Raw genomic sequence first — 26,262 nt, forward strand, 5'->3', positions numbered from 1 at the left:
AGCGTCATCGCCCCTCAGCACAGATCCTCACCGAAAACCCTCACGCAGATCCATCCCTACCGCCGGTCCACGCAGCACAGGCTCAGACACCGATGAGCCCGCGCAGATGCCGCATCAGCACAGTCAGCGAGGCGATGTTGTCCGTGCTGAGCTCATCGAGCTCGGCCGCCAACCGCTCAGCCCGGGCGATCTTATCCGCATTGGCCTCACGCCAGCTGGTCATCCGTGCCTGGACATCACCGGCCTGGGTGCTGGTGAGCACGGACTCGGTGATCTCACGCAGTGCATGGTAGAGCTCATCACGCAGCGCACCGCGGGCCAACGCCTGCCATTTGTCCTTCCGCGGCAACGACGTGATCCGCTCCAGCATCGCATCAGCGCTGAACTCCCGGTAGACCGTGTAGTAGACCTCGGCGACCTCTTCGGAATCCACCTCGAGCTGCCGGGCCAGATCGGCGATGTCAAGCAGCGTGAACGCCTCGAACATCTCCGAGACCCACCCCGCGAGGTCCTCCGGCAGCCCGTCGTCCAGCGCCTTGTCATGCGCGCGACGAATCCGCTCCTGATCCGCACCGACCAGCCGGTCGCTCAACGTGCGGTAGAGCGGGCGGACATGCTGCGAGAGGGTCTCCACATCCTCCGCGATGCTCTCCGCCGAGGTCCCGTGGTTGAGCACCCAGCGCACCGCCCGATCCAGCAGACGCCGCATATCCAGGTACACCAGCGCCCATTTCTGACGCGGGAAGCTCACCGGAAGCTGACGCATCAGCTCATCGAAACGGCTCAGACCGAAGACCTCACGGACCACCAGGAACGCGCGGACCACCTGATCCTCCGAGGCGAAGGTCTCCTCCATCGCCCGGAAGACGAAGGTCGCCCCGCCCATGTTGATCACATCGTTGGCCGCGGCATTGGCAATGATCTCCCGCTGCAGCGGATGCCGAGAGAGCTCCTGGGCGTACGGCTCAGCGAGCTGATCCGGGAAATACGCCGCCAGGCTCCGGTGGAACCACGGGTCATCGGGCAGTGCGGAGGTGACCAGCTGGTGCTTCAGCTGGATCTTCGCATACGCGATCAGCACCGCCAGCTCCGGGGCGGTCAGCGGCTGCTCGGCCTCCCGGCGGGCCTCGAGCTCGGCATCGCTGGGCAGCACCTCCAGTGCACGGTCCAGTCCGGCGGTCTCCTCCAGCCAGGCCATCAGCCGCTGGAAGGACGGTGACCAGTCCCCCATCCGATGCCGGTCGGTCAGCAGCAGCACGTTCTGGTCCCGGTTGTTCTGCAGGACAAGCTCGGCGACGTCGTCGGTCATGTCCTTCAGCAGCTCAGTCCGCTCCGAGGCCTCGAAATGACCGGAGGAGATGAGCTGATCCACCAGGATCTTGATGTTGACCTCGTGGTCGGAGCAGTCGACGCCGGCCGAGTTGTCGATGGCGTCAGTGTTCAGCAACACCCCCGCCTGGGCGGCCTCGATGCGCCCAGCCTGGGTCATCCCGAGGTTGCCGCCCTCACCGACCACCCGGAAACGCATGTCACGGCCGTCCACACGCACGGCGTTATTGGCACGATCACCCACGGACTCGTGGGTCTCCCCCGAGGCCTTCACATAGGTGCCGATCCCGCCGTTGTAGAACAGGTCCAGCGGGGCCCGCAGCATGGCGTTGATCAGCTCCGGAGGGGTCAACGAGGTCACCGAGGCCTCGAGATCGAACCGCTCACGCATCTGCTCGGTGATCTCGATCGTCTTATCCGCCCGGGAGAACACCCCGCCGCCTGCGGAGATCAGCTCCGGATCATAGGCGTCCCACCCTGAGCGTTCTGCGGCGAACAGCCGCTGGCGCTCCCGGTAGGCCACAGCCGGATCCGGGTGCGGATCGATGAAGATGTGCAGGTGGTTGAACGCCCCCACCAGCAACGTGTGCTCAGAACGCAGCATCCCATTGCCGAAGACGTCACCAGCCATATCCCCGACGGCGACGGCGGTGAACTCCTCAGCCTGACAGTCCACCCCCAGCTCGCTGAAGTGAGACTTCACAGACTCCCAGGCGCCGCGGGCCGTGATGCCCATCGCCTTATGGTCATAGCCGACGGATCCGCCGGAGGCGAAGGCATCACCCAGCCAGTGTCCGTATTCCACGGACAGCTCATTGGCGGTGTCGGAGAACGTGGCCGTGCCCTTATCCGCAGCCACCACGAGGTAGGCGTCGTCGCCGTCGTGCCGGATGACGTCCTCCGGAGGTGTCACCACGATCTGCCCGTCACGCTCCACCTGGTTGTCGGTGATGTCCAGAAGGGCTCGGATGAAGACCTTATACGCCTCACGTCCGGCCTCGAACCAGGCCTCACGGTCCACTGCCGGGTCCGGCAGCTGTTTGGCGTAGAAGCCTCCTTTGGCTCCGGAGGGCACGATGACGGAGTTCTTCACCATCTGCGCTTTGACCAGTCCGAGGATCTCCGTGCGGAAGTCCTCAGGACGGTCCGACCAGCGCAGCCCACCGCGGGCCACTTTGGCGAAACGCAGATGCACACCTTCGACCTGCGGCGAGTAGACATAGATCTCGTGGGCAGGCCGGGGCAGGGGCGCCGCCTCGATCGCCGAGGGGGTCAGCTTCAGAGACAACCAGGGCCTGCGGTGGTAGGCGTTGGTCCGCTGCGTGGCATCGATCAGCGTCAGGTACAGGCTCAGGACACGATCAGCGTCCAGGGTCCGCACCGAGGCCATCGCCGTCTCCACTGCCGCCCGCGCCTGCGCCATGAGCTCTTCGCGCTGCGCCTCGTCGATCTGTTCACCCTCCGGCCGCGGATCGAAGCGCGCCTCGAAATACTCCACCAGCGCTGAGGCCACCGGGGCGTTCTGCCGTAGCGCGTCGGCGATGAAGTCCGAGGAGTGGGTGATCCCGAGCTGACGCATATATCCGGCATAGGCCCGCAGCACGGTGACTTTGCGGCTGTTCAGTCCCAGGTGCAGCACCAGGGAGGAGAAGATGTCGGAGTCCGCACGGCCGGCGAGCACGGCGCCGTAGGCCTCTTCGAGCAGCGGGATCGTGGCGCGGGCATCAACGCCCTCGGGATAGCGCAGCCCCAGGTCATAGAGGTGCAGCGTCTCCTGTGATCCGCCCAGGTTCAGCGCGTAGGAGCGCTCATCCAAGATGGCGAGCCCGAAGGAGTCCAGCACCGGCAGCGTGTCGGTCAGCGTCTTCGGCTCGGTGAGATAGAGCTTGAGCCGCATATCGGCGGTGTCATCGGACCCGGGCGTGCAGAACCGCATGCGCGGCCCCTCCTGCGGGGCGCCGAGCAGGGATTCGAACTCGGCGATGTCCTCCAGCGCCTCATCGAGCTCATAGATCACCCGGTAGTCCGCGGGGAACGCCTCCTGCCAGCGGGCGGCCATCTCCGCAGCCCGAGCCCCCTCATAGCGTGCATCGATCTGCCCGACGACCGCATCCGGCCAGGACCGGATAGCATCGGCCAAGCGGTGCTCAAGCTGTTCGTGGGTCAGCTCGGGCTCGCCCGCCTCCTCGGCCAGGCGCATGCGGAAGAACACCCGGGCCAGCACGGATTCGGTCAGCCGGACGGTGAACTCGATGGACTCGGCCTCGATGTGGCGCATCAGGGTGTCCTCGACCCGACGGCGCACGGCGGTGTTGTAGCGGTCCCTGGGCATATAGAGCAGAGCCGTCATGAACCGCCCGTAGGGGTCGCGGCGCAGCAGCAGGCGGATACGGCGACGCTCCTGCAGCTGCAGCACCTGCCAGGCCGCTTCCTCGATCTCCCCGGTGCCCATCTGCAGCAGCTCGTCACGCGGGTAGGTCTCCAAGATCTGCATCAGATCCGAGCCGGAATGCGAATCCGAGGTGAAGCCGGAACGGTGCAGCAGCTCCTGAGCCCGGGAGCGCAGCAGCGGGATCGTGGTGATCGACTGGGTGTAGGCCTGTTCGTTGAAGAGCCCGACGAAGCGGCGCTCGCCCCGGACCGAGCCGTCGGAGGCGTAGGTCTTCACCGCCACGTAGTCCAGATAGGTCCGACGCCGCACCGTGGAGCGGGCATCAGCCTTGGTGATGACCATCGGACGGCGGTCATCACCGGTGGAGTGGGTGGCGAGGCGATCACCGGGCAGGTCATGTAAGCGGGTGAGGTGATCGTCCCGGCCGGGGGCCAGGATCCCCAACCCGCTGGCGGCGACCGGGCTCAGCGCGCTGGAGGAGTCACCCGGCACATCGAACTGGTACTCCCGAAACCCCAGGAACAGGAAGTGCTCATCGGACATCCATTCCAACAGGTCCGCGGCCTCCGGACCTTCGACGAGCCCTTCGGTCTCCCGCAAGTTCCCGGCGGTGCCCCGGGCGCGCTGACGCATCCGGTCCTGGTCCCGGTGGCTGACGGCCACATCGGCGAGTACGACATGCAGACCCTCGACGAGCTCCTCGGCCTGATCCGCATCCGCGCGGTGATCGAGCTCCACAGCGATCCATGACTCGACCACCGTCCGGCGCTCGTCTTCGAGCAGCTGCGCCAGTTCCGGCATCGTCTGGGTATCCCCGGAAGCCAGACCGCGCTGATCGGAGGCCGCGCGACGCACCGAGAGCAGTCGACCGTCACCCTCGGGGCCGCGGCCGACCAGCAGGATCGGGTGGACCACCAGGGACATGGCATGGCCCTGCCGGGAGATCTCACCGGTCACCGAATCCACCAGGTAAGGAGTATCTTCGGTGACGACCATGGCGATACTGCGTCCGGCGATCTGCGCCACACGGACGGCGGGCGCATCACCGGTGCGCTCCGCAGCGAGGTGCAGATGGGCCTCGACCCGCTCCACACGCTCCTGCTCATCGACAGTGCTGAGATCCTCTGCCGCGATGTGGGAGAAGTAGGCCTGAACCACCTCCCCCAGATCCGAGTCGTCACGAGTCCAGAGGGTCAGCTCTGATGACATGTCCATCCTCTTCTCGGGTGCACGCCCGTCGGCTCAGGCAGACCACACTGTCCACCCCTCGATGCCCTCACCATATCGCTTTGGGGTGCGGCTTCCTACCGGTGGAGACGACGAGGCCCGCCCGGCCCGGCAAGGTCAGTCACCTCATCGAGGGAAGAGCCTCCTTCAGCCGGGCGGCGAGCCCACGCCGCCGCGGCATCTCAGCGCCGGCGAGCTCGGCGATTCCGGCGCGCAGCGCAGAACCGGGAGCCGCTTCGACCAGCGCACGGCCCTGACGCAGTGCCCGATCACAGCCCTCGCGGTCCCAGGGCAGCAGATAGGCGATCGGCTGATCGGCACCGAAGCGCTCCCAGGCCTGCTGCACATGCTGTTCCGGGGAACGGCCCACCACCTCACGGCGCAGTTGGTTCACCAGGACCTCCGGCCGGGGTGCCTCCGGCACGCTCAGGCTGTAGTCCTCCACAGCACGCACCAGCCGCGTGAAGCTCACCGGATCCGCCGCCCCCACGGCCAGAGTGCGGTCCGCGGCGCGCAGTGCCGTCAACCCGGCCGCGTAGCGCTGCGGAGCCTGGGTGTCGTAGAGGAGCTCTTCGTCCTGCTCCAACGGTGCGGCGATATCGACGATGACCGCGTCGTACCCCTCGCGCGCGAGCCGCAGCACCTCGCGCAGCCCGTGTTCGCGCAGCTCACGCCAGCGTTCGGCGCGCGGGATCCCGGTGAGCAGATGCACCCGCGCACCGCCGACGTCGACGGCGGCGACACAGCGGCGCAGCCGCTGCGGGCTCAACCGCCCCAGCTCGGCCTGGCGGCAGGCCTGGGCGATCCCCGCGGACTCTTCGAGCAGACCCAGGTGGGCTGCCACCGAGGAAGCCACCGTATCGGCGTCGATGAGCAGGACACGCTGCCCGGCGAGTGCCAGCTCAGCGGCCAGGTTGACCGCCACGGTGGTCCGCCCAGGGCTGCCCGGGGCGCCCCAGACGGTCACCACCCCGCGCAGCCCAGCGGAGTGCTGTGCGGCGTGGTGATCGGCTTGGTGATCGGCGGAGTGCTGCAGTGATTCCTCGGCTGGCCCCTCGATGCTGCCGACCGTCTGCCCCCACTGCTCCGGCCCGGAGCTGGGCGCCCAAGCCCCGGCCGAGCCGGCGCTGCTGGTGGCCCAGTCCGCGGGGACAGTATCGGGCACGGCATCGGGTGCGGTATCGGGCACAGTCTCGGCCCAGGTCGGCGAGTCAGCATCAGATGCGGCATCCGCTCCGCCCTCGGAGAGGGTGTGTCCCCGACTGTGGGGCAGCGGCTGGTCCAGACGACGAGCGAAAGGAAGCCCAGCAACGGCGCCAGGCTCACCAGCTACACCGTTCTCGCCAACTGCACCGTTCTCATCAGCTGTGTCATGCTCACCAGTCGCGGGGTACTCAGCGGTCTTATCTCGTGCCTCGTCTGCGGCCTCGTCTGTTGCCTCGTCTGCTGCCTCCTCGGACGTCTCCTCGGCGTTCTGACCACGCGCCTCACCGGGTTCTTCTGCGGCCATCGCCGCATCTGCATCACCCGGCACCCCGGTGAGCGCCTGCGCCCACGGCTCCGTCGAGGCCTCCTCATCGAGTTCCTCGTCAGCGACGAGTATCGGCTCACCACGCAGAGCCGCCAGCAGCGTGTCGGTCTCCGTCTCATCCGGCAGCGCACAGATGCCGAGCTGACGCAGCCGCCGGCGCTCACCGGCGACATCGGAGATCACCACCAGGGTCACTCCGGCATCGTCGAACTCTTGGAGCAGAGAACCGGTCAGTTCCTCCGTCGAGCCGATGAGCAGCGCCGCATCCACCCAGCCGGCCCGGATCACCGCGATGACCTCGGCGACGTCGGCGCATCGCCGCTCCACGGTGACAGCACCCTGCCGCCCTTCCACTGAGGCGATGTGGTCCTGTGCGATGTACCCGGCCGTGACGACAGCGCAACGCCTCACAGCTGGCCCTCCGGATCTGCACCAACCGGCACCACAGCGATCTGCGCCTCACCGCGCGCCTCCAGCACGGCAGCCATGTCCTCAGGGTCGATGAGCACCTCCACGCTGGTGCGCTGCTGGGACCCGAATGCGGAGCTGTCCTCGGAGACCGAGGCCACTGTGGCCGCGGTGACCACCTGATCTGCACGGGCCTGGCCCTCCGACTGTGAGGCCGACTGGTAGGTCGCCCACACATCGACCGAGCGGCCGGAGGCCACAGCGCTGGAGAGCGTGTGGTCGACCTCCAGGATCACCGCCTGACGGCCCTGCGGGTCCGCCTCCCCCACGGCGCGCTGCGGCAGCAGCTCACCGGCATCGACAGCGGCGAGGACCTGCAGGTCATCGTCGAGACCATCTTCGACGGTGACATAGTGTTCGGCGGCATTGGCCAGGTGGACCTGCTCCACCCGCAGGTCATCGGCATCGACTGCCGCGCCGACGTCGAGGTCCTCACCGGCGGCGTAGACAGCGACAGTGCGGTCCTGGGCGGCCACAAGCGCCACCACTGCCGCCACTGAGACCAGCACGATCATGATCCCGACCAGCAGCCGTGGATCACGCCATCCCGGCCGATGCAGCCTCCCGGCCAGGGCAGGCTCCTGCTCCTGTGTCGATTCCGGGGCTGCACCTGCCCTCGCCGTCGCTGCTCCGCCGTCTCCTGCGCTCTCCGCCCTGTGGGAGTGCCCGGTACCCCGGTGCGCCGCCATGTGCTGTGACCTTTCGTCTCGTCCTATACTCACGACTCATCTGCTTGGAACTCGTCTACTTGGAACTCGTCTGCTCGCGACTCGTCGTCATCTCTCACGCCGCGGGCCCGAGACCGCGTCATGACTTTCCGACGCGCCAGGGTAGCGGAGATGCCACCACCGATGCGAAACCTCCTCCACAGGGTTGTGGAGGTATCAGCTGACACTTCCGGTGCTATGAGATGATCAAAGGACGCTGAGGGTTCCTGAATCACCTCAACGACATCTCCAGGCTCCGCCCGGATCACAACGCACCTGCCCTCGAAGCTGGACCGAGGCTGGGACCGAGCCGGAAGACCTGGAACAGGACACCAGCACACTGAGATCGACTGAAGGAGAAGCCTCACGATGCGCCGTTTCCTCACTCTCGCCGACGTCGCCGAGAGCCTGAACATCTCGATGTCAGCAACCCGCGGACTCGTGCGCAGCGGCGATCTGGAGGCGATCCAGGTCGGCGGTCGGGGGCAGTGGCGTGTGGAAGAGGCCAAGCTCGACGAGTACATCGCCGCACGCTATGCCGAACAGGCCGCGGCCCGCGGGGAGGCGCAGACACACGCCCTCGCCGCTCCGGGAACAGACGGTGCGGGGGGCGAAGGCCAGGCGGCAGAGGACCTTGAGCGCTGACACGCTAAGGGCCGACACCTCAGGGTTCAGAGGCGCGCCGCCACATCAGCGCGGACCAGGCCGATGGCGGAGAACGGCACCACCCGGGCGTCGTCCTGCCCACGAGGCCGGGGCACCTCTCCCGCGTGAGCGGCGAGGACCTCGAGATGATCACGCCCGACACCGGCCAGCAGTCCGTGAGCAAGCTGTGCGCCGTCCTGAGCCATCACTGTCACTGCCGCGCGATCCCGCGCCATCGCGCGTAGCACCGCACCGATCCCCAGCCCTCGCCGTGCCCGGCTCGCCTCCGCGGCGGCGCGACGTCGCAAGCCCTCGACGACGGTGATCGATTCCAACGGCACCACGAGGCCGCTGCCCCCATCGGTACCGGCGAGCCATTCCTCACCGACCAGCTGGGGCGTGAGCGTCAGCGTCTGACCCGAGCGCAGCCGCAGGCTCAACGGGACGTCGAGGTGTCCCCGCAGCCGGTCGGCCAGCCGCAGTGTCGACTGCTCCAAACGGGCCGCCTCGGCGATCTCACGGTCCAATTCCGCCGCGGACTCCGCCTCCCAGCGTGCCTGGAGATCAGCGAATAGGGCGTCCCATCGCACAGGTACCACTGTCCTCTCTGCCTGCCAGATCGCCCACGGCACATGGCCGAACCGGACTTTCCGCGCCTCAGCCTACCCATCACCATGACTGTTGTGTACTATGCAGGGAAGTCAAATGTCATCAAACACCATCAAACGATACGATCAGATGGCATCAGGCAGCTGAGCTGAGGAGCGAACGACGATGACCACGAGGCGATCACCCAGCCGCGTGACGAGCCACCCCAGGCCGCCCCGCCATACCGGACCAGGTCAGGACGCCGTCCTGAGCTTGGTCACTGTGCTCTGCGGGCCGGTGCTGATCCTCAGCGGGCTCCACCTGCTCGACATCTCACCGGCTCAGTGGGGGGACGTTCCCACCGCCGCCTACGATCTTGCCCTCACCTCATCCGGCGGCAGCCGCGCTGCGGAGTCGCTGCTGGGCGTCCTAGCCGCCATCTCAGGTGCCGCGCTCAGCGTCCTCGCAGCTCTGGCCGGCACGGCCTCGGTGCTGGTGGCAGTCTGGGATCGTTGCGGAGCCTCGGCTCCCCGACTGCTCGAGCGTCTGGCCCCGCAGTTCATGCGCCGCAGCCTCGCGCTCGTGCTGGGAACGCAGCTGAGCCTGCTCGGACTCGGCGCACCAGCGGCCTTCGCCGCCCCGGCACAGGACGGCTCCGCCGCACCGCCTGCGGTGAGCGAGACCTTCGACCAGCCCGATGCCCCGGATGCCCCGGATGCCCCGGCTGCGTCACCGGCTCCGGATTCCTCCACCGGTACCGGCTCTTCCTCTTCCGCTGACTCCGGCACCTCCTCCCAGACCCTCGACGATCAGGAGACCCCTGTGGCACCGCTGTTCATCCCTCAGGCACCGGAACCCGCCGAAGACCGCCACCACCAGGCTCCGACGCGGGCCGATGCCGACGCCGGTGAGACCGTGACGGTACGCCCTGGCGACACACTCTGGGAGATCGCCGCGGCCGAGCTCGGGCCCGGAGCCACAGACTGGGAGATCGCCGAGGCATGGCCGCGCTGGCATGAGGCCAACTACGACCTCATCGGGGAGGATCCGGCGCAGCTACAGCCGGGCACCGTCCTAGAACGTCCGGCCGCCATCCACCACTGAGCGGCTGCCCACAGGGCAGCATCCGATCAGCCGACGACACACCTGGCAGATACGAGCCGATCGCAGAACAGCACAACCCCATCGCAGAGCAGAGAGGAACCCCTTGAGATGACCGCCATGACCCTGGAGGCCGCCGACGGAGGCTCCACCGCCCCGGCGCATCCGTCCCACCGACACGAGTCCTGTGCAGAGCCCAGAGCCGAGTCCAGAGCTGAGTCGAGCGACATCACCACCGACTTGGCCACACTGACCCCGCTCATCCGGTGGGATGCGCGAGTTACCGTCGAGGAACGCTCCGCATGGGGAGGATTGCCACCGCGCTCACCCAGCATCTTCGGTCTGCGACGCGAGGATGAGGTCCCGGCCCTGCTGCGCCGCAGCTGCCCGGCCTCCGAGCTCCCGCCCGAAGAGCCGGCCCAGGCGCAGACTCCCGGTGCCGGTGCCTCCACGGCGGATCCCGGCAGCGGCGCCGATGGTCGACGGCCCACGGCCCTGGCCTCACAGCGGGAGGAGCAGCGGCAGATCATGGCCATCTCGCGAATCGTCTGCCAGGCGACCTTGGAGGCTCTGGCCGGGCAGCGCCCGGCAGGGCAGCTGCAGCGCTGGTTGGAGCCGTCGGTCTGGGCGAAGGTCGCCGAACGCGCCGAACTCCTGCGCCATCTCCACACGACCCCGCCGCACCATCCCGCATCACTACCGCAGACATCACCACAGCCGGCAGTGCCGCGTCCGGCCCCACCGGCCCAGGCCGTGCGCCGACTCAGGACCGCGCACATCGCCCCAGGCTCCTGGGAGGTCTCCGTAGTCCTCGACGACGGCGCACGCACACGTGCCTGCGCGTTAAGGCTTCAGGCCCACCGCGGCCGGTGGCAGGTCTGCGCCATGGAACTCGGCTGAGCCCCACCGGCACACCCACCGACACACCCGGGACCCACACCGAGGCAGTTTCTGACCGGATCAGCCCACGCGGGTGTCAGTGGTCGTCCCGCCGCTCTCCGCCGGTGCGGTGAACTGCAGACGGGTCTTACGCTCACCATCCTTGAGCCCGGGCACCTGGATCTGCGCACCCGCCGCTGCGGCACGGCCATCGGTGACGCCGGGCAGCGTCGGCGCCTGCGCCGTGGGCGCGACCTGACGGATCTGAGCACTGAAGAGGTACCGCACGGAGTCCTCGCGAATGGCGTCGGCCATCGTCTGGAACATCATGTAACCCTCCCGCTGGTACTCCACCAGCGGGTCGCGCTGCGCCATCGAACGCAGTCCGATACCAGACTTCAGGTAGTCCATCTCGTAGAGATGCTCCTGCCATTTCTCATCGATCACCGAGAGCAGCACGCGCCGCTCCAGCTGGCGCATCGCCTCGGAGCCCAGCTCGTCTTCCTTGGACTCATAGGCGATCCGCGCATCAGAGATGACCTCGCGCTTGAGCATCGCCGCACTGACCTGGTCGATGCCTCCGGCCTCTGCCACCACGTCCTCCACGGTCAGCGTAATCGGGTAGAGGCCCTCCAGCTCCTCCCAGAGGACGTCGAGATCCCAGTCCTCCGAGGAGTTCGCGCGGGTGTGCTCCTCGATCATGAGCGTGATCGCATCCTCGATGAAGTGCTGGACCTTCTCGTGGACGTCGTCGCCCTCCAGGATGCGCCGACGGTCCGAATAGATCGCCTCACGCTGGCGGTTCATCACGTCGTCGTACTTCAGCACGTTCTTCCGGGTCTCGGTGTTCTGCCCCTCACGCTGCTGCTGGGCGTTAGCGATCGCCGAGGAGACGAAGCGGTGCTCGACCGGGATCTCGTCGTCCATCGCCTTGGAGTTCATGATCCGGGTGGCCGCGGCCTGATTGAACAGCCGCATCAGGTCATCGGTCAGGGAGATGTAGAACCGGGACTCCCCGGGGTCCCCCTGGCGTCCGGAGCGTCCGCGCAGCTGGTTGTCGATCCGGCGAGACTGGTGACGCTCCGTGCCCAGCACGTAGAGCCCGCCGAGGTCGCGCACATCAGCGCCCTCTTCCCGGGTGCGTTCCTTGGCCGCGGCGAAGACCTCGTCCCACTTCTCCTCGTAGGCTTCAGAATCTTCCTCCGGGTCCAGGCCGAGCTTCTTCATCTCCGCGACGGCGTTGAACTCCGCGTTGCCGCCGAGCATGATGTCAGTGCCGCGTCCGGCCATATTCGTCGCCACGGTGACCGAGCCTTTCCGGCCGGCCTGGGCGACGATCGCTGCCTCATGCTCGTGGTTCTTCGCGTTGAGCACCTCATGGCGCACACCGGCCTTGGCCAGCTGACGGGAGAGGTACTCCGACTTCTCCACAGACTCGGTGCCGACGAGCACCGGCTGACCCTCCTTGTGCCGGGCGGTGATGTCCTTGACGACGGCGTCGAACTTCACGACCTCATTGCGGTAGACCAGGTCATTATGGTCCTCCCGCTGCCGGGGGCGGTTCGGAGGGATCGGGACCACGCCGAGCTTATAGGTGGACATGAACTCCGCCGCCTCAGTCTCAGCGGTACCGGTCATCCCGGAGATCTTCTCGTAGCCGCGGAAGTAGTTCTGCAGAGTCACCGTGGCCCGGGTCTGGTTCTCCGCCTTGATCCGCACGCCTTCTTTGGCCTCGATGGCCTGGTGCAGCCCCTCGTTATAGCGCCGGCCCTTGAGCATACGCCCGGTGTGCTCATCGACGATGTGGACCTCGTCCTTGATGACCACATAGTCGGAGTCACGCTTATAGAGCTCTTTGGCCTTGATCGCGTTGTTCAGGTACTGGATCAGCGTGGTGTTCTCGGTCTCGTAGAGGTTCTCGATGCCGAGATAGTCCTCCACCTTGTCGATGCCGGACTCCAGCACCCCGACGGTGCGCTTCTTCTCATCGACCTCGTAATCCTCGTCCCGGGTCAGCTTGGTGACCAGCGTCGCGAAGTCGGCGTACCAGCGGGAGATGTCCCCGGAGGCCGCTCCGGAGATGATCAGCGGGGTGCGGGCCTCATCGATGAGGATCGAGTCGATCTCGTCGATGATCGCGAAGTGGTGTTCGCGCTGAACCAGGTCCTCCAGACTCTGGGCCATGTTGTCCCGGAGGAAGTCGAAGCCGAACTCGTTGTTGGTGCCGTAGGTGATGTCGGCCGCGTAGGCCTCACGCCGGGCCTCAGGGCGCAGCGCGTTGGTGATGGTGCCGACGTCGAGGCCGAGGAAGCGGTAGACGCGCCCCATCAGTTCGGCCTGGTAGGAGGCCAGGTAGTCGTTGACGGTGACGACGTGGACGCCCTTGCCGGTCAGGGCGTTGAGGTAGGCCGGGGCGGTGGCGACCAGCGTCTTGCCCTCACCGGTGCCCATCTCGGCGATATTGCCCAGGTGCAGCGCCGCTCCGCCCATGATCTGGACGTCGAAGTGGCGCAGCCCCAGGGTCCGGTCAGCGGCCTCACGCACTGCGGCGAAGGATTCGGGGATCAGCGCGTTCAGCGACTCGCCCTCGGCGATCCGGTCCTTGAAGCGCTGGGTCTCTTCTTTGAGCTCGGTGTCGGAGAGGGCACGAAACTCGTCCTCGAGCACATTGACCTGGTCCGCGTAGCCGCGGAGGGACTTCAGGATCTTCTTGTCCCCGGTCTTGAGGATGCGTTCGAGCAGATTGGCCACAGTCGGTTCTCCATCAGGTCGTCAGGACACCGCGGGGCGGCGTCGCTGCCCGTGAAGAGGGCATGACACAACGACCCGGGCGGTCCGGTCCAACAGCCCATACTACGCCCCGGCACATCGGACCGTCGACGCGGAACGGGCCGGTCCGCGCGCACCACAGGCGCACATCGGACCGGCCCGTTCCCCGGATGATCAGCGGGGTGCGGCGGGGCATGCCGCGCCGCACATGGCGAGCACCTCAGGCCGCACCGTTCTCCGCCCGATAGTTCCGCTCCTCAGTGGTCGGCTCATCCTGGGCATCCTTCTCCGAGTCCAGGGAGATGACTCCGTAGGTCCATCCGCGGCGACGGTAGACCGCCGAGGCGAGGTTGGTCTCGGCGTCGATGTAGAGGAAGAAGTCGTGGCCGATGAGCTCCATCGCGTCGACGGCGGCGTCGACGGTCATCGGCTCAGCCGGGAAGACCTTACGGCGGATGCGGATGGGCGCGTCCTCGTCGTGACCCTCCCCGGGCGGCAGATCATGGACCTGCTCCGCATCGAGGACCTGCTCGTAGAGGGGGCGGTCTGAGGCGACGGGAGGAAGGCCGGCCAGTGCGGAGGCCACATCCGGTGCCCCGCCGCTGTTGTGGGCGCGGGACTTCTTCTTGTCCCGGGCCCGGCGCAGCCGTTCGGTCAGCTTGTTCAGGGAGATCTCGAAGGCCTGGAACTTGTCCTCGGCCTGCGCTTCGGAACGGACCACCTTGCCGCGGCCGACGACGGTCAGCTCGACGGTGAGCGCTGTGTCCGCCCGGCGGTGGGAGTTCTCACTGGAGACCTTGACCTCGAGACGCTGCCCCTTGTCGGCGAGCTGGTCGATCTTGTCGACCTTCTCCTCGACATGCTCTTTGAAGTCTGAGGGGATCTGGATGTTGCGTCCGGTGTAGCTGACCTGAAGGGTCATGATGTCCTCCTCGATTCCGACGTCGACACAGCGGCGAGGAGAGCCTCATGTCCCGTCACCGCTGTGATGGGACTCATCAGGTAAGTGCCCATACCCCACCATATGCCGAAACTCAGACGCCGTCATCCGGGCTCCGTACCCGCCTCAGTTCAGGGCCTGCTGCCGCACTGACCATGTGCCTCAGAACCGGCGTGCCTGCTCGGAGACTGCACGCGGTGCAGCCGCCAACACTGCCGCGCCGAGCACACGGGCCCCGGCCTCACTGGCCGCGGCGTACAGGGCCGAGAGGGTGGCACCGGTGGTCAGGACGTCGTCGACGAGCACCACCGGCGCACCGGAGAGCACCTGATGTCCCCGCGCCGTCGGCTGCCACATCCCGCGCACGGCCCGGCGCCGGGCGTCGAGGGTCCGGGACTTCTGCGCACTCGTCCGCAGCAGACCCGCAGGCCCCGGGCCACCGGTGATGAGCCCGGGCTCAGTGCACAGGCCGCTGGCCGTCAGCAGATACTCGACCGGTTCGATGCTGCGCCGCAGGCGACTGCGCAGCCCAGTGGGCGGACGCAGCAGCAGGATCTCCCCGGGCGCCGGGGCTGCTCCGAGTCCCTCACCGGGTAACTGAGTGCAGGCGGCCTGGACCGCCCGGTACAGCGCAGGGGCCAGCACCCGGCTCAGGCCGATCCGCTCATGGTCTTTGAACCCCAGGACGGCACGGCTGACCAGGCCCTGGTAACGCCCGGCCGCCATCACCGGCAGCACGCGCATGCCCGCCGCCGTCCCCCTCTCACCGATGATCGGCAGGGCCAGTGCCGCGGCCTCGGCGCGGAAGGGCTGGCGCAGCGCCCGGCGCAGCGCCGCAGCACAGAGATCGCAGAGCACGACGTCCTCCGCCAGGCACCCGGTGCACCACACCGGAGAGACCAGCGCCGCGGCCTGATCAGCGCAGTCGCGGAACATGCGCCCCGCGGCAGAGCACCAGATCCGATCTGCCGCCCGGCCGATCCCCCCGCCGATCTCTTGCCCGATCCCTCGGCCGATCTCTTGCCCGATCTCTCGTCCGGCTCCTGGCCTGGTCTTTCGTCCGGCTCCTGGCCTGATCGCTTCGCCCATCGTGCCAGCGTCGCTGACGAGGCCACCGGGTACCAGAGCCGAAGGGCCGTTGTGGAGAACGCTCAGCCCGGGTAGGAATAGTCGCGCATCTCCACGTCGTTCTCAGTGCTCCACAGCTGCCCAGGCAGCACCTGGACCGGGTCCTCCACAGTCTCGGCGAAGAGCTGGCGCTGGTTTCCGCCGATGGAGGTCCCCTCCCCCACAGAGACGTTCTGCAGACCCAGCAGCACCGGGCCGACCGCCTGGGTCGTGCCGGAGAAGCTCACCCGTTCGATCTTCTGCGAGTCCTCCTCGGAGGAGGCCCAGACCACCAGCTCATCGGCAGAGATCCAGCGGGCCTCCTCGATATCTGTGGTCACCGGCAGACGGATCGGTGAGCCGATACCGTAGGGCACTCCGGAGGCATCGCGGATGATACCGGCGACGTGCAGAGACCGTTCATCGCCCTCTTCGAGCACGATGGCCACCCGCGCGCCGTCCTGGGAGACCCGCAGCGAACTGATCCCGACCCCGTCCAGCCAGTCCACGGAGAGCTCGACGGCGGAGTCCTCGGCGTCCCCGGCGTCCTCGGAGTCTTCGGCATCCTCACCGTAGGGCAGGGCATGGACGGCCGCACCGTCGTCGTTGGCGGAGGCCACCCAGGTCCACCCGAAGTTGTCCATCGACGGGCGGGTCAGCGACTCACCGGAGAGCATCTCCTCGGGCTCCTGATCCGGACGCACGTGGAAGAGCCGCTCCGCCTCACCGTCGAGGAAGGCGAAGACGTCATCCTCAGCCTCCGGCACAGCCGGATGCTGCGGTTCCAGTGCCGAGATATCCGGCAGATTGGGGATGCTCAGCTCGTGATACCCATCGAGCCGTCCGAGCTGATCGTCGAGGATGCCGACCTGCGGTGCGGTCACCACCGGTTCGTCGATGACGTCGAGCGGTTCGAGGTCCTCGTCCACCTCCAGGACCTGCTGGCCCACGGTCATCTCCACGGAGGAGACGTCGTTGAGCTGAGTGAGCGCCAGATCCATCTGGTGGATCATCAGCTGCTGCTGCTCCGCCGAAGCGCCCTGCAGAGCCCCGGCCGCGAGCTCCACCCTCGCCTGGCCGTCATCGATCGGCACGGAGGCATGTTCCAGGGCCGCACCTTCGGGGAACGCGGAGGAGACGGCAGGCTCCAGATACGGGGCCGGCCCATCCAGCAGCGCCGCGGCCACCCGGGAGGCCGTGCCGGTCCTGGTGGCGAACCACCGCTGATCCGGCACGGCGTACTGCTGCTGCGGGTCATAGAAGTAGAGCGTGTATGAGGCGTAGACCCGGTTGAAGTTCACCGAATCGATCATGGTGAAATCCGGGGCCTCGGCGATGCGGACCTCACCGTCGTGCTCGCCGACCTCGATCTCGAAGGACTCGCTGCGGCCCTCGGGCAGCGGAGTCATGATCCCATCGGCGTCGACGACGGCCTCGACCTCCATCTGCACGGTGTAGGAGTCCTCCCCGTCGGGGAAGAACACCGGGTCCGCGGAGTACACCCAGGTGCGCTGAGCGGGGTTCCAGGTCTCGGCCAGCTCAGGTGTCAGGTATTCCCGCGCCACGGAGAATTCGTCCTGCGGGCCGACGCCGGCCTGGATGAACCCTTCGATGATGCTGTTCTCATCGGCTCCCTCCCCTGGGGACTGAGGCTGGATCTGTGGTGCCGCTTCCTCACCGGTATCCGGCTCAGTGGTGCCCACCGGCCCGTCGGTGGGGATGACCGGAGCGCAGGCGGAGAGCAGCAGGGCTACAGCGGCCAGCAGCACCGGAAGCACACGCCGCAGCGTCGGCTGCTCCAGGCCGCGGGCACCTGAAGCGAGGCGGGCAGAGCTGTGCGCCGTCATCAGTCCTCCCCTCCGGGCTGGTAGAGCGACTGCTCGCTGACCCGATCGTGATCGATCTCTCCGGCGACCACCTCGGGGATGATCTCCTCGGCGGCGATGCGGTCACCGGGGTCATAGGCCGGCGGCAGCGCCAAGGGCGAGGCGCGGTACGGGGTGCCGTGCTGGCGCGGCAGCACCAGCCGGAAGCACGAGCCCTGGCCCTTCTCCCCCCAGGCGTCCAGGGCACCCTGATGCAGCCGGGTGTCCTCAGTGGCGATGGAGAGGCCCAGCCCGGAGCCGCCGGTGGTGCGCGCCCGCGCCGGGTCCGCACGCCAGAAACGATCGAAGACGTGGGCGACCTCGGAGGGGCTCATTCCGATGCCGTGGTCCCGCACGGCGAAGCCCACTGCCGTCGGTGAGGAGCCGATCACCAGATCCACCGGCCGACCCTCGGAATGCTCGACCGCGTTGTTCACCAGATTGCGCAGGATGCGGTCGATCCGGCGGGCGTCGACCTCAGCGCGGAAATCGTCATCGCCACCGAGCACGACCAGCGACAACCGTGCCCCGGCGTTATAGGCCAAAGGCTGAGCCGTGGTCAGCACCTCCTGGGCGACCTGCCGCAGATCCACCTGGGCCAGGGCAAGCTCCGCGGCCCCAGCGTCGAAGCGGGACATCTCCAGCAGGTCCGCCAGCAGCGCCTGGAACCGCTCGACCTGGTGATACAGCAGCTCCGCGGAACGCTGGTTGATCGGGTCGAACTCATCACGGGCGTCATGGAGCACTTCGGCGGCCATGCGCACGGTGGTCAGCGGAGTCCGCAGCTCATGGGAGACATCCGAGACGAAGCGCTGCTGCATCTTCGACAGGTTCGCCAGCTGGGTGATCTGGTCCTGCAGGTTCGAGGCCATCCGGTTGAAGGACACCCCCAGACGGGCGATCTCGTCCTCCCCGCGCACGGCCAGACGCTGGTCGAGCTGGCCTGCGGCGATACGTTCAGAGACTTCGGCGGCCTGGGAGATCGGGGCGACGACGGACCGAGTGACCCAGGCGGCGATGGTCATGTTCATGACCAGCAGCGCGGCACCGGCGAGGAAGAGGATCCGCAGCACGAAGGCCAGCGATTCCTGGACGGATTGGAAGTCGTAGACGAAGTACAGCGCCCAGGCGTGGCCCGGCGGAATGGTCACCTGGGTGCCGAAGGCCACCCCGGGGACTTCACGGCCATTGCGTTCGATGGCCACCGACTGCCAGTACTGGCCCGATCCCGAGGCCACGGCCTCGGCCAGCTCATCGGAGATGATGCTGGAATCGACGTCCTGGGAGGAACGCGGCGAGACGTAGACCGACTGGGACTCATCCAAGGGTTCCAGGATGTAGTAGCGCCGGGCCTCCGTGCCGGAGCCCTCGAGCATCGCATCCGAGCCGGCCAGCAGCTCCTCAGTCTGCGTGCGATCAGCGGTGGAGGCGTTGGCGAAGAAGTTGCGCAGATCATCGAGACCGTTGGTGGCCTCAGTCTCGACCTGCTCGAACCGTTCCTGGAACAGTCCGCTGGTCACCTGGTGGGTGAGGAACACGGCGACGAGCAGCGTGCCGATCATCGTGAGCAGACCGGTGAAGGCCACCGCGCGGAACAGCAGGGAGCGGCCCCATAACCGCGGCAGCCGGCCGATGCTGCGCAGCATGGTGCCGAGACTGCGCTGCGGTGCGGCCGGTTCGGGGGAAGCGGCCGAGACCACGGGGATGGACCCGGTCGTCTCGGCGGTGCGCCGTGAGCCGGAGGCGGTCCCGTCAGCAGGGTGCTCCGTTTCATCCCGCAGCTCATCCCGCGGCTCATCACCCAGCTCGTCACCCGGCTCATCCGGCAGCGTCTTGTCCGGCTGCGCAGCCTCGGGCTGTGTCTCATCCCGCAGTGTCTCGTCCGGCTGCGCGCCGCCCCGCTCCGCCTCGTCCTCAGATGCCGCGATGGCTCAGCCCTGCCCGCCTGCCTTATAGCCCACCCCGCGCACGGTCTGCACCAGCTCAGGGTGCTCGGGGTCGCGTTCGATCTTCGACCGCAGCCGCTGCACGTGGACGTTGACCAGACGAGTATCGGCCTGATGCCGGTACCCCCAGACCTCCTCCAGTAGCATCTCCCGGTTCCACACCTGCCAGGGCTTCTTCGCCAGAGCGGTGAGCAGATCGAACTCCAGCGGAGTCAGGGAGATCCTGGTCTCTCCGCGACGGACCTCATGACCGGCGACGTCGATGGTCAGGTCCCCCAGGCTCAGCTGCTCAGACTCCTGGCGCTGCGTGCCCTCCGAGGGGCGCAGCCGGGCCCGCACTCTGGCCACCAGCTCCGCCGGTTTGAAGGGCTTCGGCACATAGTCATCAGCACCGGCCTCAAGACCGCGGACCACATCGGCGGTGTCGGACTTCGCGGTGAGCATGACGATCGGAGTGTCAGCCTCCGCCCGGATCTCCCGGCAGACTTCGATGCCGTCCTTACCCGGAAGCATGAGGTCCAGCAGCACCACATCGGGTCTGGCCGAACGGAAGGCCTCCAAGGCGCCGTGACCGGTCGCGCAGAACGTCGGCTCGAATCCGTCGTTGCGCAGGACGATACCGATCATCTCGGACAGCGCCTCATCATCGTCGACGACCAGAATGCTGGCTCTCATCTGCTCTCCTTCTCCCCCGTCAGCGTGCCTGAAGTCCGCGCGCCGGACCACACCGACGGGCTGCGGCTCCGCAGCCCAGGATATCCGACTGCCTCCACAACGCCGTGCGTGGCGCTTCCCCCTCAGCACAGACAGGTGACAGACTATGAGCCGGGAAACGACCGGTCTGGGTTCAGTACGGTATTGAAGACGCTGTTGAAGAGGGCATGGTGACCAACGCATCGTGGCAGCACGAAGGACTCGGAGGCTCCGGGGCAGATCCCGCGCGGCCCGGGGCGGTGTTCCCGTTGCGGAGGATGACCCTCGGTGAGGTCTTCGGCGCAGGTTTCGCGATGCTGCGCCACAGCCCGCGCACCATGCTGGGAATACCCCTGGCCGCCGCGGCGGCGAACCTGCTGCTCTCCCTGGCGATCTCCCTGATTCCCTCGGTGCGCGAGTTTCAGCGCTTCGTCTGGGACCCCTCGGTCCAGGAACAGGCCGCCACCGGCGCCAGTCCGCTGGAAGTGCCGTTCAGCGCCACCGCCATCGTGGTGATGATGGGCATCGGCATCGTGCAGAACCTGCTGCTCTACCTCAGCTTCGCTGCGCTCGCCGTACCGGTGTTCCGGGCGGCCTACGGCTACCAGACCTCCTTCGCCCACGTCGCGCACGCCGGGCGGCAGCGCGCGCCGCAGCTGACGTTGCAGATGATCATCAACGGTATCGGGGTCTTCCTGGTCATGGCCGTCGCGATGATCGCCGCCGTGGTGTTCATGGTCCTCACCCTATTCATCGGAGCGATCGTGGTGATTCCGGCGCTGATCCTTCTGGTGGCCTGGGTCTCCGCGGCCCTGCTCTTCAGCCCGTTCGCCGTCGTCGTCGAGGGCCGCGGGCCGCTCCAGGCCATCGGGCGTTCCTGGGCCCTGAACCGTGGACGCTGGTGGCGGCACATCGGCACCCTGCTGCTGCTCTACCTGATGGCGGCGGCCGCGAGCGTCGTAGTGATGATCCCGATGCTGCTGATCTCCGGGCTGATGTCCTCAGCCACCGAGGGAGGCGGCGCCGGCAGCACAGTGGCCATGGTTGTCACCATGGTGCTGGAGATGGGTGTCGCGGCCCTGTTCACTGCTGTCTTCGCCGGATGCGCCGCTGTGATGATGCTCAATGCCCGCTTCGAACAGGAGGGGCTCGACGTGGTGCTGCTGGCCAAGGCCGAAGGCGCGCACGACGACGGTATGGTCGTCCCGGGCTCCGCCGAGCACGTACCGGAGGCAGGGCCGTTCCGGCCGGGCGCATCAGGCGGTGCCCCTATGCCGAATGCCTGGCAGAACCCCTACGGGGGAAATCCCTACGGTGGGAACTCCTATAGCGGGAACCCCTACGGCGAGAACCCCTACGGGCAGCCCCCGCATGGTCAGTCGCCATATGGCCAGCCCCCGCATGGCCAGCCACCCTACGGGCAGAATCCCTACGGCTCTCACCCGTCCGACGGTGGCTCCTGGGGCGGTCCCTCCAGTGATGACCCCCGCAGTGATGACCCCCGCCCCCGCTGAGGTCTGCTCCCGGTATGTCCCTGGTTGCCTCACTCGACTCTGTGCGTCAGTTCTCTGCGCACCTGACCCCTGACCGGGATGAGGCGCGCGAACTGCTGGAGCGCGAACTGCAGGACCCGAAATATCAGGATCCCGCGCCCTGGTATCGCCTGGGCCGCTTCTTAGAGCAGCTCCTCGGTCAGTTGAGTTCAGGGTTTGGGGTGTTTCCGAGCTTCTCCCTGGCGTGGGGACCGATCCTGCTGATCATCGTCGTACTCGTCGTCATCGTCATCGCCGTGCTGATGGTCCGGCCGCGTCTGCAGCGCGGTCACCGAGACGCCCCGCTGGAGATGGAACCCGGGGTCAGCGCTGAAGAGCTGCTGTCCCGGGCTGAGGCCCTGCTGCAGTCCGGCGCCGTCGATGAGGCCTTCCGCACCCTCTTCCATGCCCTGGTCCGCGCCGCGGAGGAACGCGACCTGCTTCCCGAACTGCCCGGACGCACCGCCACCGAAGCTGCTCAGGAGCTCAGTGCCGCCTTCGGCGCTGAGCAGCGGCGTCTGCGCCGAGCCGCGGAGCTGTTCAACCTCTCCCGCTATGGCGGCCGGAAGCTGCGCCGTGAGGACGTCGACGAGCTGCACGAACTCTGCGAGGCGCTGGCCGCCACCACGCCCCACCAGACCACGGCGTCCTGGTCGCCAGCCCAGGTGGTGGCACCGCGATGAGCACCCCGTCGGCCCAGGGCACCGGCACCACCGCGAGCGCAGTGCTGCCGACCACGGTCGCCGCCTCAGGCGAGGCCTGGCGCGGATGGCGCCGCCGGTGGCAGTTCTGGGTCCTGCTGCTGGTCTTCGCCGTCCTCGCGGCCACGATCTACCTGGTGGCCAGCCCCGACGGCACCGAACGCTACGATCCGGAATCCACCGAGCTCAGCGGCTACGGAGCCCTGACCGCTGTACTGGAGGACGAGGGCGTCGAGGTGGACACCGTGCGCACCGGCGCAGCCGTGCTCTCTGCCCTGGAGGAGGAGCCCGAGGCCACTCTGGTGGTCAGCGAAGCCGTCCGCCCGGTCAACCCCGATATCCTCGACGAGCTCATCGCCCAGGACCGGCCGATCGTGTGGGTCGCCCCGCAGTCGGTGGTGAACCATCCGGAATTCGATGACCTGATCGCCTCAGGCCCCTATGCGGCGTCCTCGGATCAGGGCGCCCTGCCGGCGGGGAGCGCCTGCTCCCATCCCGGCGCCGAGGCCGCGGAGACGATCATCGGCCCCTCTGCGCTCTACTCCTCAGCCGAGGGCTCTGCTCTCCACGGCTGCTTCCCGGGTGGGGCGGCCGAGGATGGTGAGGAGCCCGGATACGCGCTGGTCGAGACCGATCACGGTGTGCTCTTCGGTGCGCCCCAGACCTTCACGAACCACCAGATCACCGAAGCCGGTGGTGCGGCGCTGGGCCTGCACCTCTTCGGCGAGCGCGATCACGTCATCTGGTACACCCCCGCTGACGGCGATGTCAGCGGCACTGACGGGGGGCCCGCGGAGGAGCCGTTGGCCCTGCTCCCCGAGTGGTTCGACTGGCTCTTACTGTGGCTGCTGATCTGCACGGTGCTCTTCGCCGTGATCATGGGCCGACGTCGCGGGCCGCTGGTCGTCGAGCCTCTGCCGGTGGAGGTGCCAGCGTCCGAATCAGCGGAGGGCCGCGGTCGGCTGTATCAGCAGGCCAACGCGGTGGGCCCCTCGGCGCGGACTCTGCGCTCCGCGCTACTGCTGCGTACGGCCCGCCTGCTGCGTCTGGGGCCGGCGGAGGAAGGCACTGTCATCGAAGCCGCCGCCCGGCACAGCCGCCGCTCCATCCCTGACGTGGTGGAGATCCTGGACACCTCGCAGCTGCGCAGCAACGCCGATCTGCTGCGCTATGGTCGGCGTCTGGCTGACTTCGAGGACGAGCTGCACACCCGGCTGGGCCTGCCCACCCGGGCCGAGCAGGTGGCTGAGCAGACATCTGAGCAGACATCTGAGCAGTCAGCCGAGCAGGCGACTGAGCGGCTGGCTGAAGACAGGTCTGAGCACAGGTCTGAGCACACCGTGGGCCCGCCAACCGGCGGCATGACAGATCAGAGCATCTACGAGACTGAGGCACCGGCGCCCGATGCCGGAGGACGGAGAAATACGTGACCGAGCATCCCCCCGCAGCACCGGAACCACAGCACCCCGGCAGTGCCGCCCCGCAGGACTCCCAGGATCTGCGCGAGCGTTTCCACCAGGTCCGCCAGGAGGTCGCCAAAGCAGTCGTCGGCCAGGACGGCGCGGTCACCGGTGTGCTCATCGGGCTTCTGGTCCGTGGACATGTGCTGCTGGAAGGTGTTCCCGGTGTGGCCAAGACCCTGCTGGTCCGGGCCATCTCCGCCTCGTTGTCGTTGGACACCGCGCGCGTGCAGTTCACCCCTGACCTGATGCCCGGTGATGTCACCGGGTCATTGGTCTACGACTCCACCACCGGTGATTTCACCTTCCGTGAGGGCCCGGTGTTCACCCACCTGATGCTGGCCGACGAGATCAACCGCACCCCGCCGAAGACTCAGGCGTCACTGCTGGAGGCCATGGAGGAGCGCCAGGTCTCCGTGGACGGCATCGGCCGTGCGCTTCCGGATCCCTTCTTGGTCGCGGCCACCCAGAACCCGGTGGAATATGAGGGCACCTACCCGCTGCCGGAGGCGCAGCTGGACAGGTTCCTGCTCAAAGTCCAGCTGGATCTGCCCCAGCGCGGGGAGGAGATCGAGGTCATCCGGCGGCATTCGGCCGGTTTCAACCCCTCTGATCTGGCTGATGCCGGTGTCCGCGCCGTCGCCGGAGCCAACGAGGTGCTCGCCGCCCGGCAGGCGGTGTGGAAGGTCTCCATCGCCCCCGAGGTCATCGCCTATATCGTCGACCTCGCCCGTGCCACCCGCCAGTCCCCCAGCTTCCAGCTGGGGGTCTCGCCTCGCGGTGCCACTGCGCTGATGAGCGCGTCCAAGGCCTGGGCCTGGCTCTCCGGCCGCGACTTCGTCACCCCCGACGACGTCAAAGCCCTGGCCCTGCCCTGCCTGCGGCACCGGGTCTCGCTGCGCCCGGAGGCCTCGATGGACGGGGTCGCCGTCGATGATGTGCTGCAGGGGATCCTGGCCAGCGCCCCGGTGCCCCGCTGATGGTGCTGACCCTCCGTCTGCTGCTGGTGGCGCTGGGGCTCAGCGTCGTGATCGTCGCCTTCCCTGGGCAGCAGACGCTGTGGCTGTGCCTGCTGGCGCTGGGGCTGCTGGTGGCCGCTGACATGCTGCTGGCGGCCTCTCCGCGGCGGCTGCGGGTGGAGCGGGTGACCACCGAGCCGGTCCGGCTGGATCAGCGGAGCACCGCGGTGACCGTGGTCCATCACACCGGGTCGCGGCGGCTGCGCGGCAGCGCGAAGGACGGGTGGCAGCCCTCAGCCGGGGCGCTGAACCCGGTGAGCACGGTGAGCATCATACCGGGGCAGAGCACCCGGCTGCGCACTGTGCTGCGACCACGACGACGAGGGGATCTGACCTCGCAGACCCTGGCGGTACGCTCGATCGGGCCCCTGGGGCTGGCTGGGCGTCAGGTCACCCATCGCGCAGTCCACCGGCAGCGAGTGCTGCCGCCGTTCCGTTCACGGCGGCATCTTCCCTCGAAGCGGCACAGGCTGCGGGAGCTCGACGGGCAGACGGCCGTGCAGATCCGCGGGGCGGGCACTGAGTTCGACTCCCTGCGTGACTATGTCCGCGGCGATGACGTCCGTTCCATCGATTGGCGGGCCACCGCTCGGCGGCAGCATCTGGTGGTGCGCACCTGGCGCCCGGAGCGGGACCGCCGGGTGGTGCTGTGCCTGGATGCCTCCCGCACCTCAGCGGCACGGGTAGAGGATGAGCCTCGCCTGGACACCGGGATCGAGGCCGCCCTGCTGCTGGGGGTCCTCGCCGCCGGCGCCGGGGACCGAGTCGATCTGCTGGGCTTCGACCGACGACTGGTCACCCACGCGCGGTCCTCAGCCAATGGGGATTTCCTGCACACCATGGTCTCCGCGCTGGCACCGATCCACCCGGAGCTGGTGGAGGCTGACTTCTCGCAGCTACCCGGACATGTGGGATCAGTGACCACGCAACGCTCGCTGGTGGTGGTCCTGACCTCCTTGGATTCGGCGTCCTTCGAAGAGGGGCTGCTGCCGGTGCTGCCTGCCCTGACCCAGCGGCATCTGGTGCTCATCGCCTCAGTGCAGGATCCGGATCTCGCCCGCCGCACGGTGGCGCGGGAGACGGTGGGTGAAGTGTACCGGGCCGCTGCGGCGGAGCGCTCGCTGATCGAGCGGAAGGCCCTGCGGGCTCAGCTGAGCTCCTTGGGTGTGGAAGTGGTGGAGGCTCCACCGCATCAGCTGCCCCCGGAGCTGGCCGATGCCTATATCCGGCTCAAGGCGGCCGGGCGGCTGTGAGGTTGGTGGCCGCTATGAGGTGGTGGCCGCTGGTGGTGCCACCGTCGCGCCGTTGAACCGCGCGGTCGGGTTCCGTATCGTTGGTGGGTCATCAGCAGTCATCAGCAGTG

Annotated in this window: 18 protein-coding genes; 8 read left to right on the forward strand and 10 right to left on the reverse strand. The window is 67.8% G+C overall.

Annotated elements, in window-relative coordinates:
- Window positions 1–82 precede the first annotated feature (82 nt).
- From RIL96_RS00775 to RIL96_RS00785, 3 genes are all read right to left on the reverse strand, one after another.
- Complete coding sequence (locus tag RIL96_RS00775; protein ID WP_310547089.1) at window positions 83–4,930, reverse strand: NAD-glutamate dehydrogenase; 4,848 nt, start codon at window positions 4,928–4,930, stop codon at window positions 83–85.
- Window positions 4,931–5,069: 139 nt separating this feature from the next.
- A complete protein-coding gene (locus RIL96_RS00780) occupies window positions 5,070–6,890 on the reverse strand; it encodes a CpaE/TadZ family protein (protein ID WP_310547090.1) in 1,821 nt (606 codons plus the stop codon).
- Window positions 6,887–7,636 (reverse strand): hypothetical protein, encoded by a 750-nt coding sequence (locus RIL96_RS00785; protein ID WP_310547091.1) that lies wholly within the window; start codon window positions 7,634–7,636, stop codon window positions 6,887–6,889. Before RIL96_RS00785 ends, RIL96_RS00780 begins: the two co-directional genes overlap by 4 nt.
- A gap of 387 nt (window positions 7,637–8,023) precedes the next feature.
- Between RIL96_RS00785 and RIL96_RS00790 the strand changes: the two genes are divergently transcribed.
- A complete protein-coding gene (locus RIL96_RS00790; RefSeq protein ID WP_310547092.1) occupies window positions 8,024–8,299 on the forward strand; it encodes a helix-turn-helix domain-containing protein in 276 nt (91 codons plus the stop codon).
- A gap of 26 nt (window positions 8,300–8,325) precedes the next feature.
- Here RIL96_RS00790 and RIL96_RS00795 read toward each other — a convergent pair whose 3' ends face one another.
- Complete coding sequence (locus tag RIL96_RS00795; RefSeq protein ID WP_310547093.1) at window positions 8,326–8,889, reverse strand: hypothetical protein; 564 nt, start codon at window positions 8,887–8,889, stop codon at window positions 8,326–8,328.
- Window positions 8,890–9,073: 184 nt separating this feature from the next.
- Between RIL96_RS00795 and RIL96_RS00800 the strand changes: the two genes are divergently transcribed.
- Together RIL96_RS00800 and RIL96_RS00805 are read left to right on the forward strand one after the other, a co-directional pair.
- Entirely contained in the window at window positions 9,074–9,991 is a 918-nt protein-coding gene (locus tag RIL96_RS00800; RefSeq protein WP_310547094.1) for a LysM peptidoglycan-binding domain-containing protein, read from the forward strand.
- Between the two features lie 108 nt (window positions 9,992–10,099).
- A complete protein-coding gene (locus tag RIL96_RS00805) occupies window positions 10,100–10,888 on the forward strand; it encodes an Rv3235 family protein (RefSeq protein WP_310547095.1) in 789 nt (262 codons plus the stop codon).
- A 60-nt stretch (window positions 10,889–10,948) separates the two neighbouring features.
- On the opposite strand, the gene secA is transcribed toward RIL96_RS00805, so the two are convergent.
- The 6 genes from secA to mtrA all read right to left on the reverse strand — a co-directional run bounded on the left by secA (window position 10,949) and on the right by mtrA (window position 20,169).
- Window positions 10,949–13,618 carry a preprotein translocase subunit SecA gene (gene secA / locus RIL96_RS00810; RefSeq protein WP_310547096.1) on the reverse strand — a complete coding sequence of 890 codons (2,670 nt, stop codon included), beginning with the start codon at window positions 13,616–13,618 and terminating at the stop codon, window positions 10,949–10,951.
- A 238-nt stretch (window positions 13,619–13,856) separates the two neighbouring features.
- A complete protein-coding gene (hpf, locus tag RIL96_RS00815) occupies window positions 13,857–14,558 on the reverse strand; it encodes a ribosome hibernation-promoting factor, HPF/YfiA family (RefSeq protein ID WP_310547097.1) in 702 nt (233 codons plus the stop codon).
- A 180-nt stretch (window positions 14,559–14,738) separates the two neighbouring features.
- Window positions 14,739–15,665: a ComF family protein gene (locus tag RIL96_RS00820; protein ID WP_310547098.1), complete on the reverse strand. Its 927-nt coding sequence runs from the start codon at window positions 15,663–15,665 to the stop codon at window positions 14,739–14,741.
- Window positions 15,666–15,727: 62 nt separating this feature from the next.
- On the reverse strand, window positions 15,728–17,530 hold the full coding sequence (locus RIL96_RS00825; protein ID WP_310547099.1) for an LpqB family beta-propeller domain-containing protein: 1,803 nt from the start codon (window positions 17,528–17,530) through the stop codon (window positions 15,728–15,730).
- A complete protein-coding gene (gene mtrB, locus RIL96_RS00830; RefSeq protein ID WP_310547100.1) occupies window positions 17,530–19,248 on the reverse strand; it encodes an MtrAB system histidine kinase MtrB in 1,719 nt (572 codons plus the stop codon). The genes RIL96_RS00825 and mtrB overlap by 1 nt, the downstream gene beginning before the upstream one ends.
- A gap of 231 nt (window positions 19,249–19,479) precedes the next feature.
- Window positions 19,480–20,169: an MtrAB system response regulator MtrA gene (gene mtrA / locus RIL96_RS00835; RefSeq protein WP_310547101.1), complete on the reverse strand. Its 690-nt coding sequence runs from the start codon at window positions 20,167–20,169 to the stop codon at window positions 19,480–19,482.
- Window positions 20,170–20,378: 209 nt separating this feature from the next.
- Between mtrA and RIL96_RS00840 the strand changes: the two genes are divergently transcribed.
- The 5 genes from RIL96_RS00840 to RIL96_RS00860 all read left to right on the forward strand — a co-directional run bounded on the left by RIL96_RS00840 (window position 20,379) and on the right by RIL96_RS00860 (window position 26,152).
- On the forward strand, window positions 20,379–21,701 hold the full coding sequence (locus RIL96_RS00840) for a DUF7847 domain-containing protein (protein WP_310547102.1): 1,323 nt from the start codon (window positions 20,379–20,381) through the stop codon (window positions 21,699–21,701).
- Between the two features lie 14 nt (window positions 21,702–21,715).
- Entirely contained in the window at window positions 21,716–22,402 is a 687-nt protein-coding gene (locus tag RIL96_RS00845; protein WP_310547103.1) for a DUF4129 domain-containing protein, read from the forward strand.
- Window positions 22,399–23,850 (forward strand): DUF4350 domain-containing protein, encoded by a 1,452-nt coding sequence (locus tag RIL96_RS00850; protein ID WP_310547104.1) that lies wholly within the window; start codon window positions 22,399–22,401, stop codon window positions 23,848–23,850. The genes RIL96_RS00845 and RIL96_RS00850 overlap by 4 nt, the downstream gene beginning before the upstream one ends.
- A gap of 68 nt (window positions 23,851–23,918) precedes the next feature.
- Window positions 23,919–24,860 carry an AAA family ATPase gene (locus RIL96_RS00855; RefSeq protein WP_310547427.1) on the forward strand — a complete coding sequence of 314 codons (942 nt, stop codon included), beginning with the start codon at window positions 23,919–23,921 and terminating at the stop codon, window positions 24,858–24,860.
- Window positions 24,860–26,152: a DUF58 domain-containing protein gene (locus RIL96_RS00860; RefSeq protein ID WP_310547105.1), complete on the forward strand. Its 1,293-nt coding sequence runs from the start codon at window positions 24,860–24,862 to the stop codon at window positions 26,150–26,152. The genes RIL96_RS00855 and RIL96_RS00860 overlap by 1 nt, the downstream gene beginning before the upstream one ends.
- The last annotated feature ends 110 nt before the right edge of the window (window positions 26,153–26,262 follow it).

The sequence above is a fragment of the Nesterenkonia aerolata genome, from assembly GCF_031470965.1.
Classification (GTDB): Bacteria; Actinomycetota; Actinomycetes; order Actinomycetales; family Micrococcaceae; genus Nesterenkonia; species Nesterenkonia aerolata.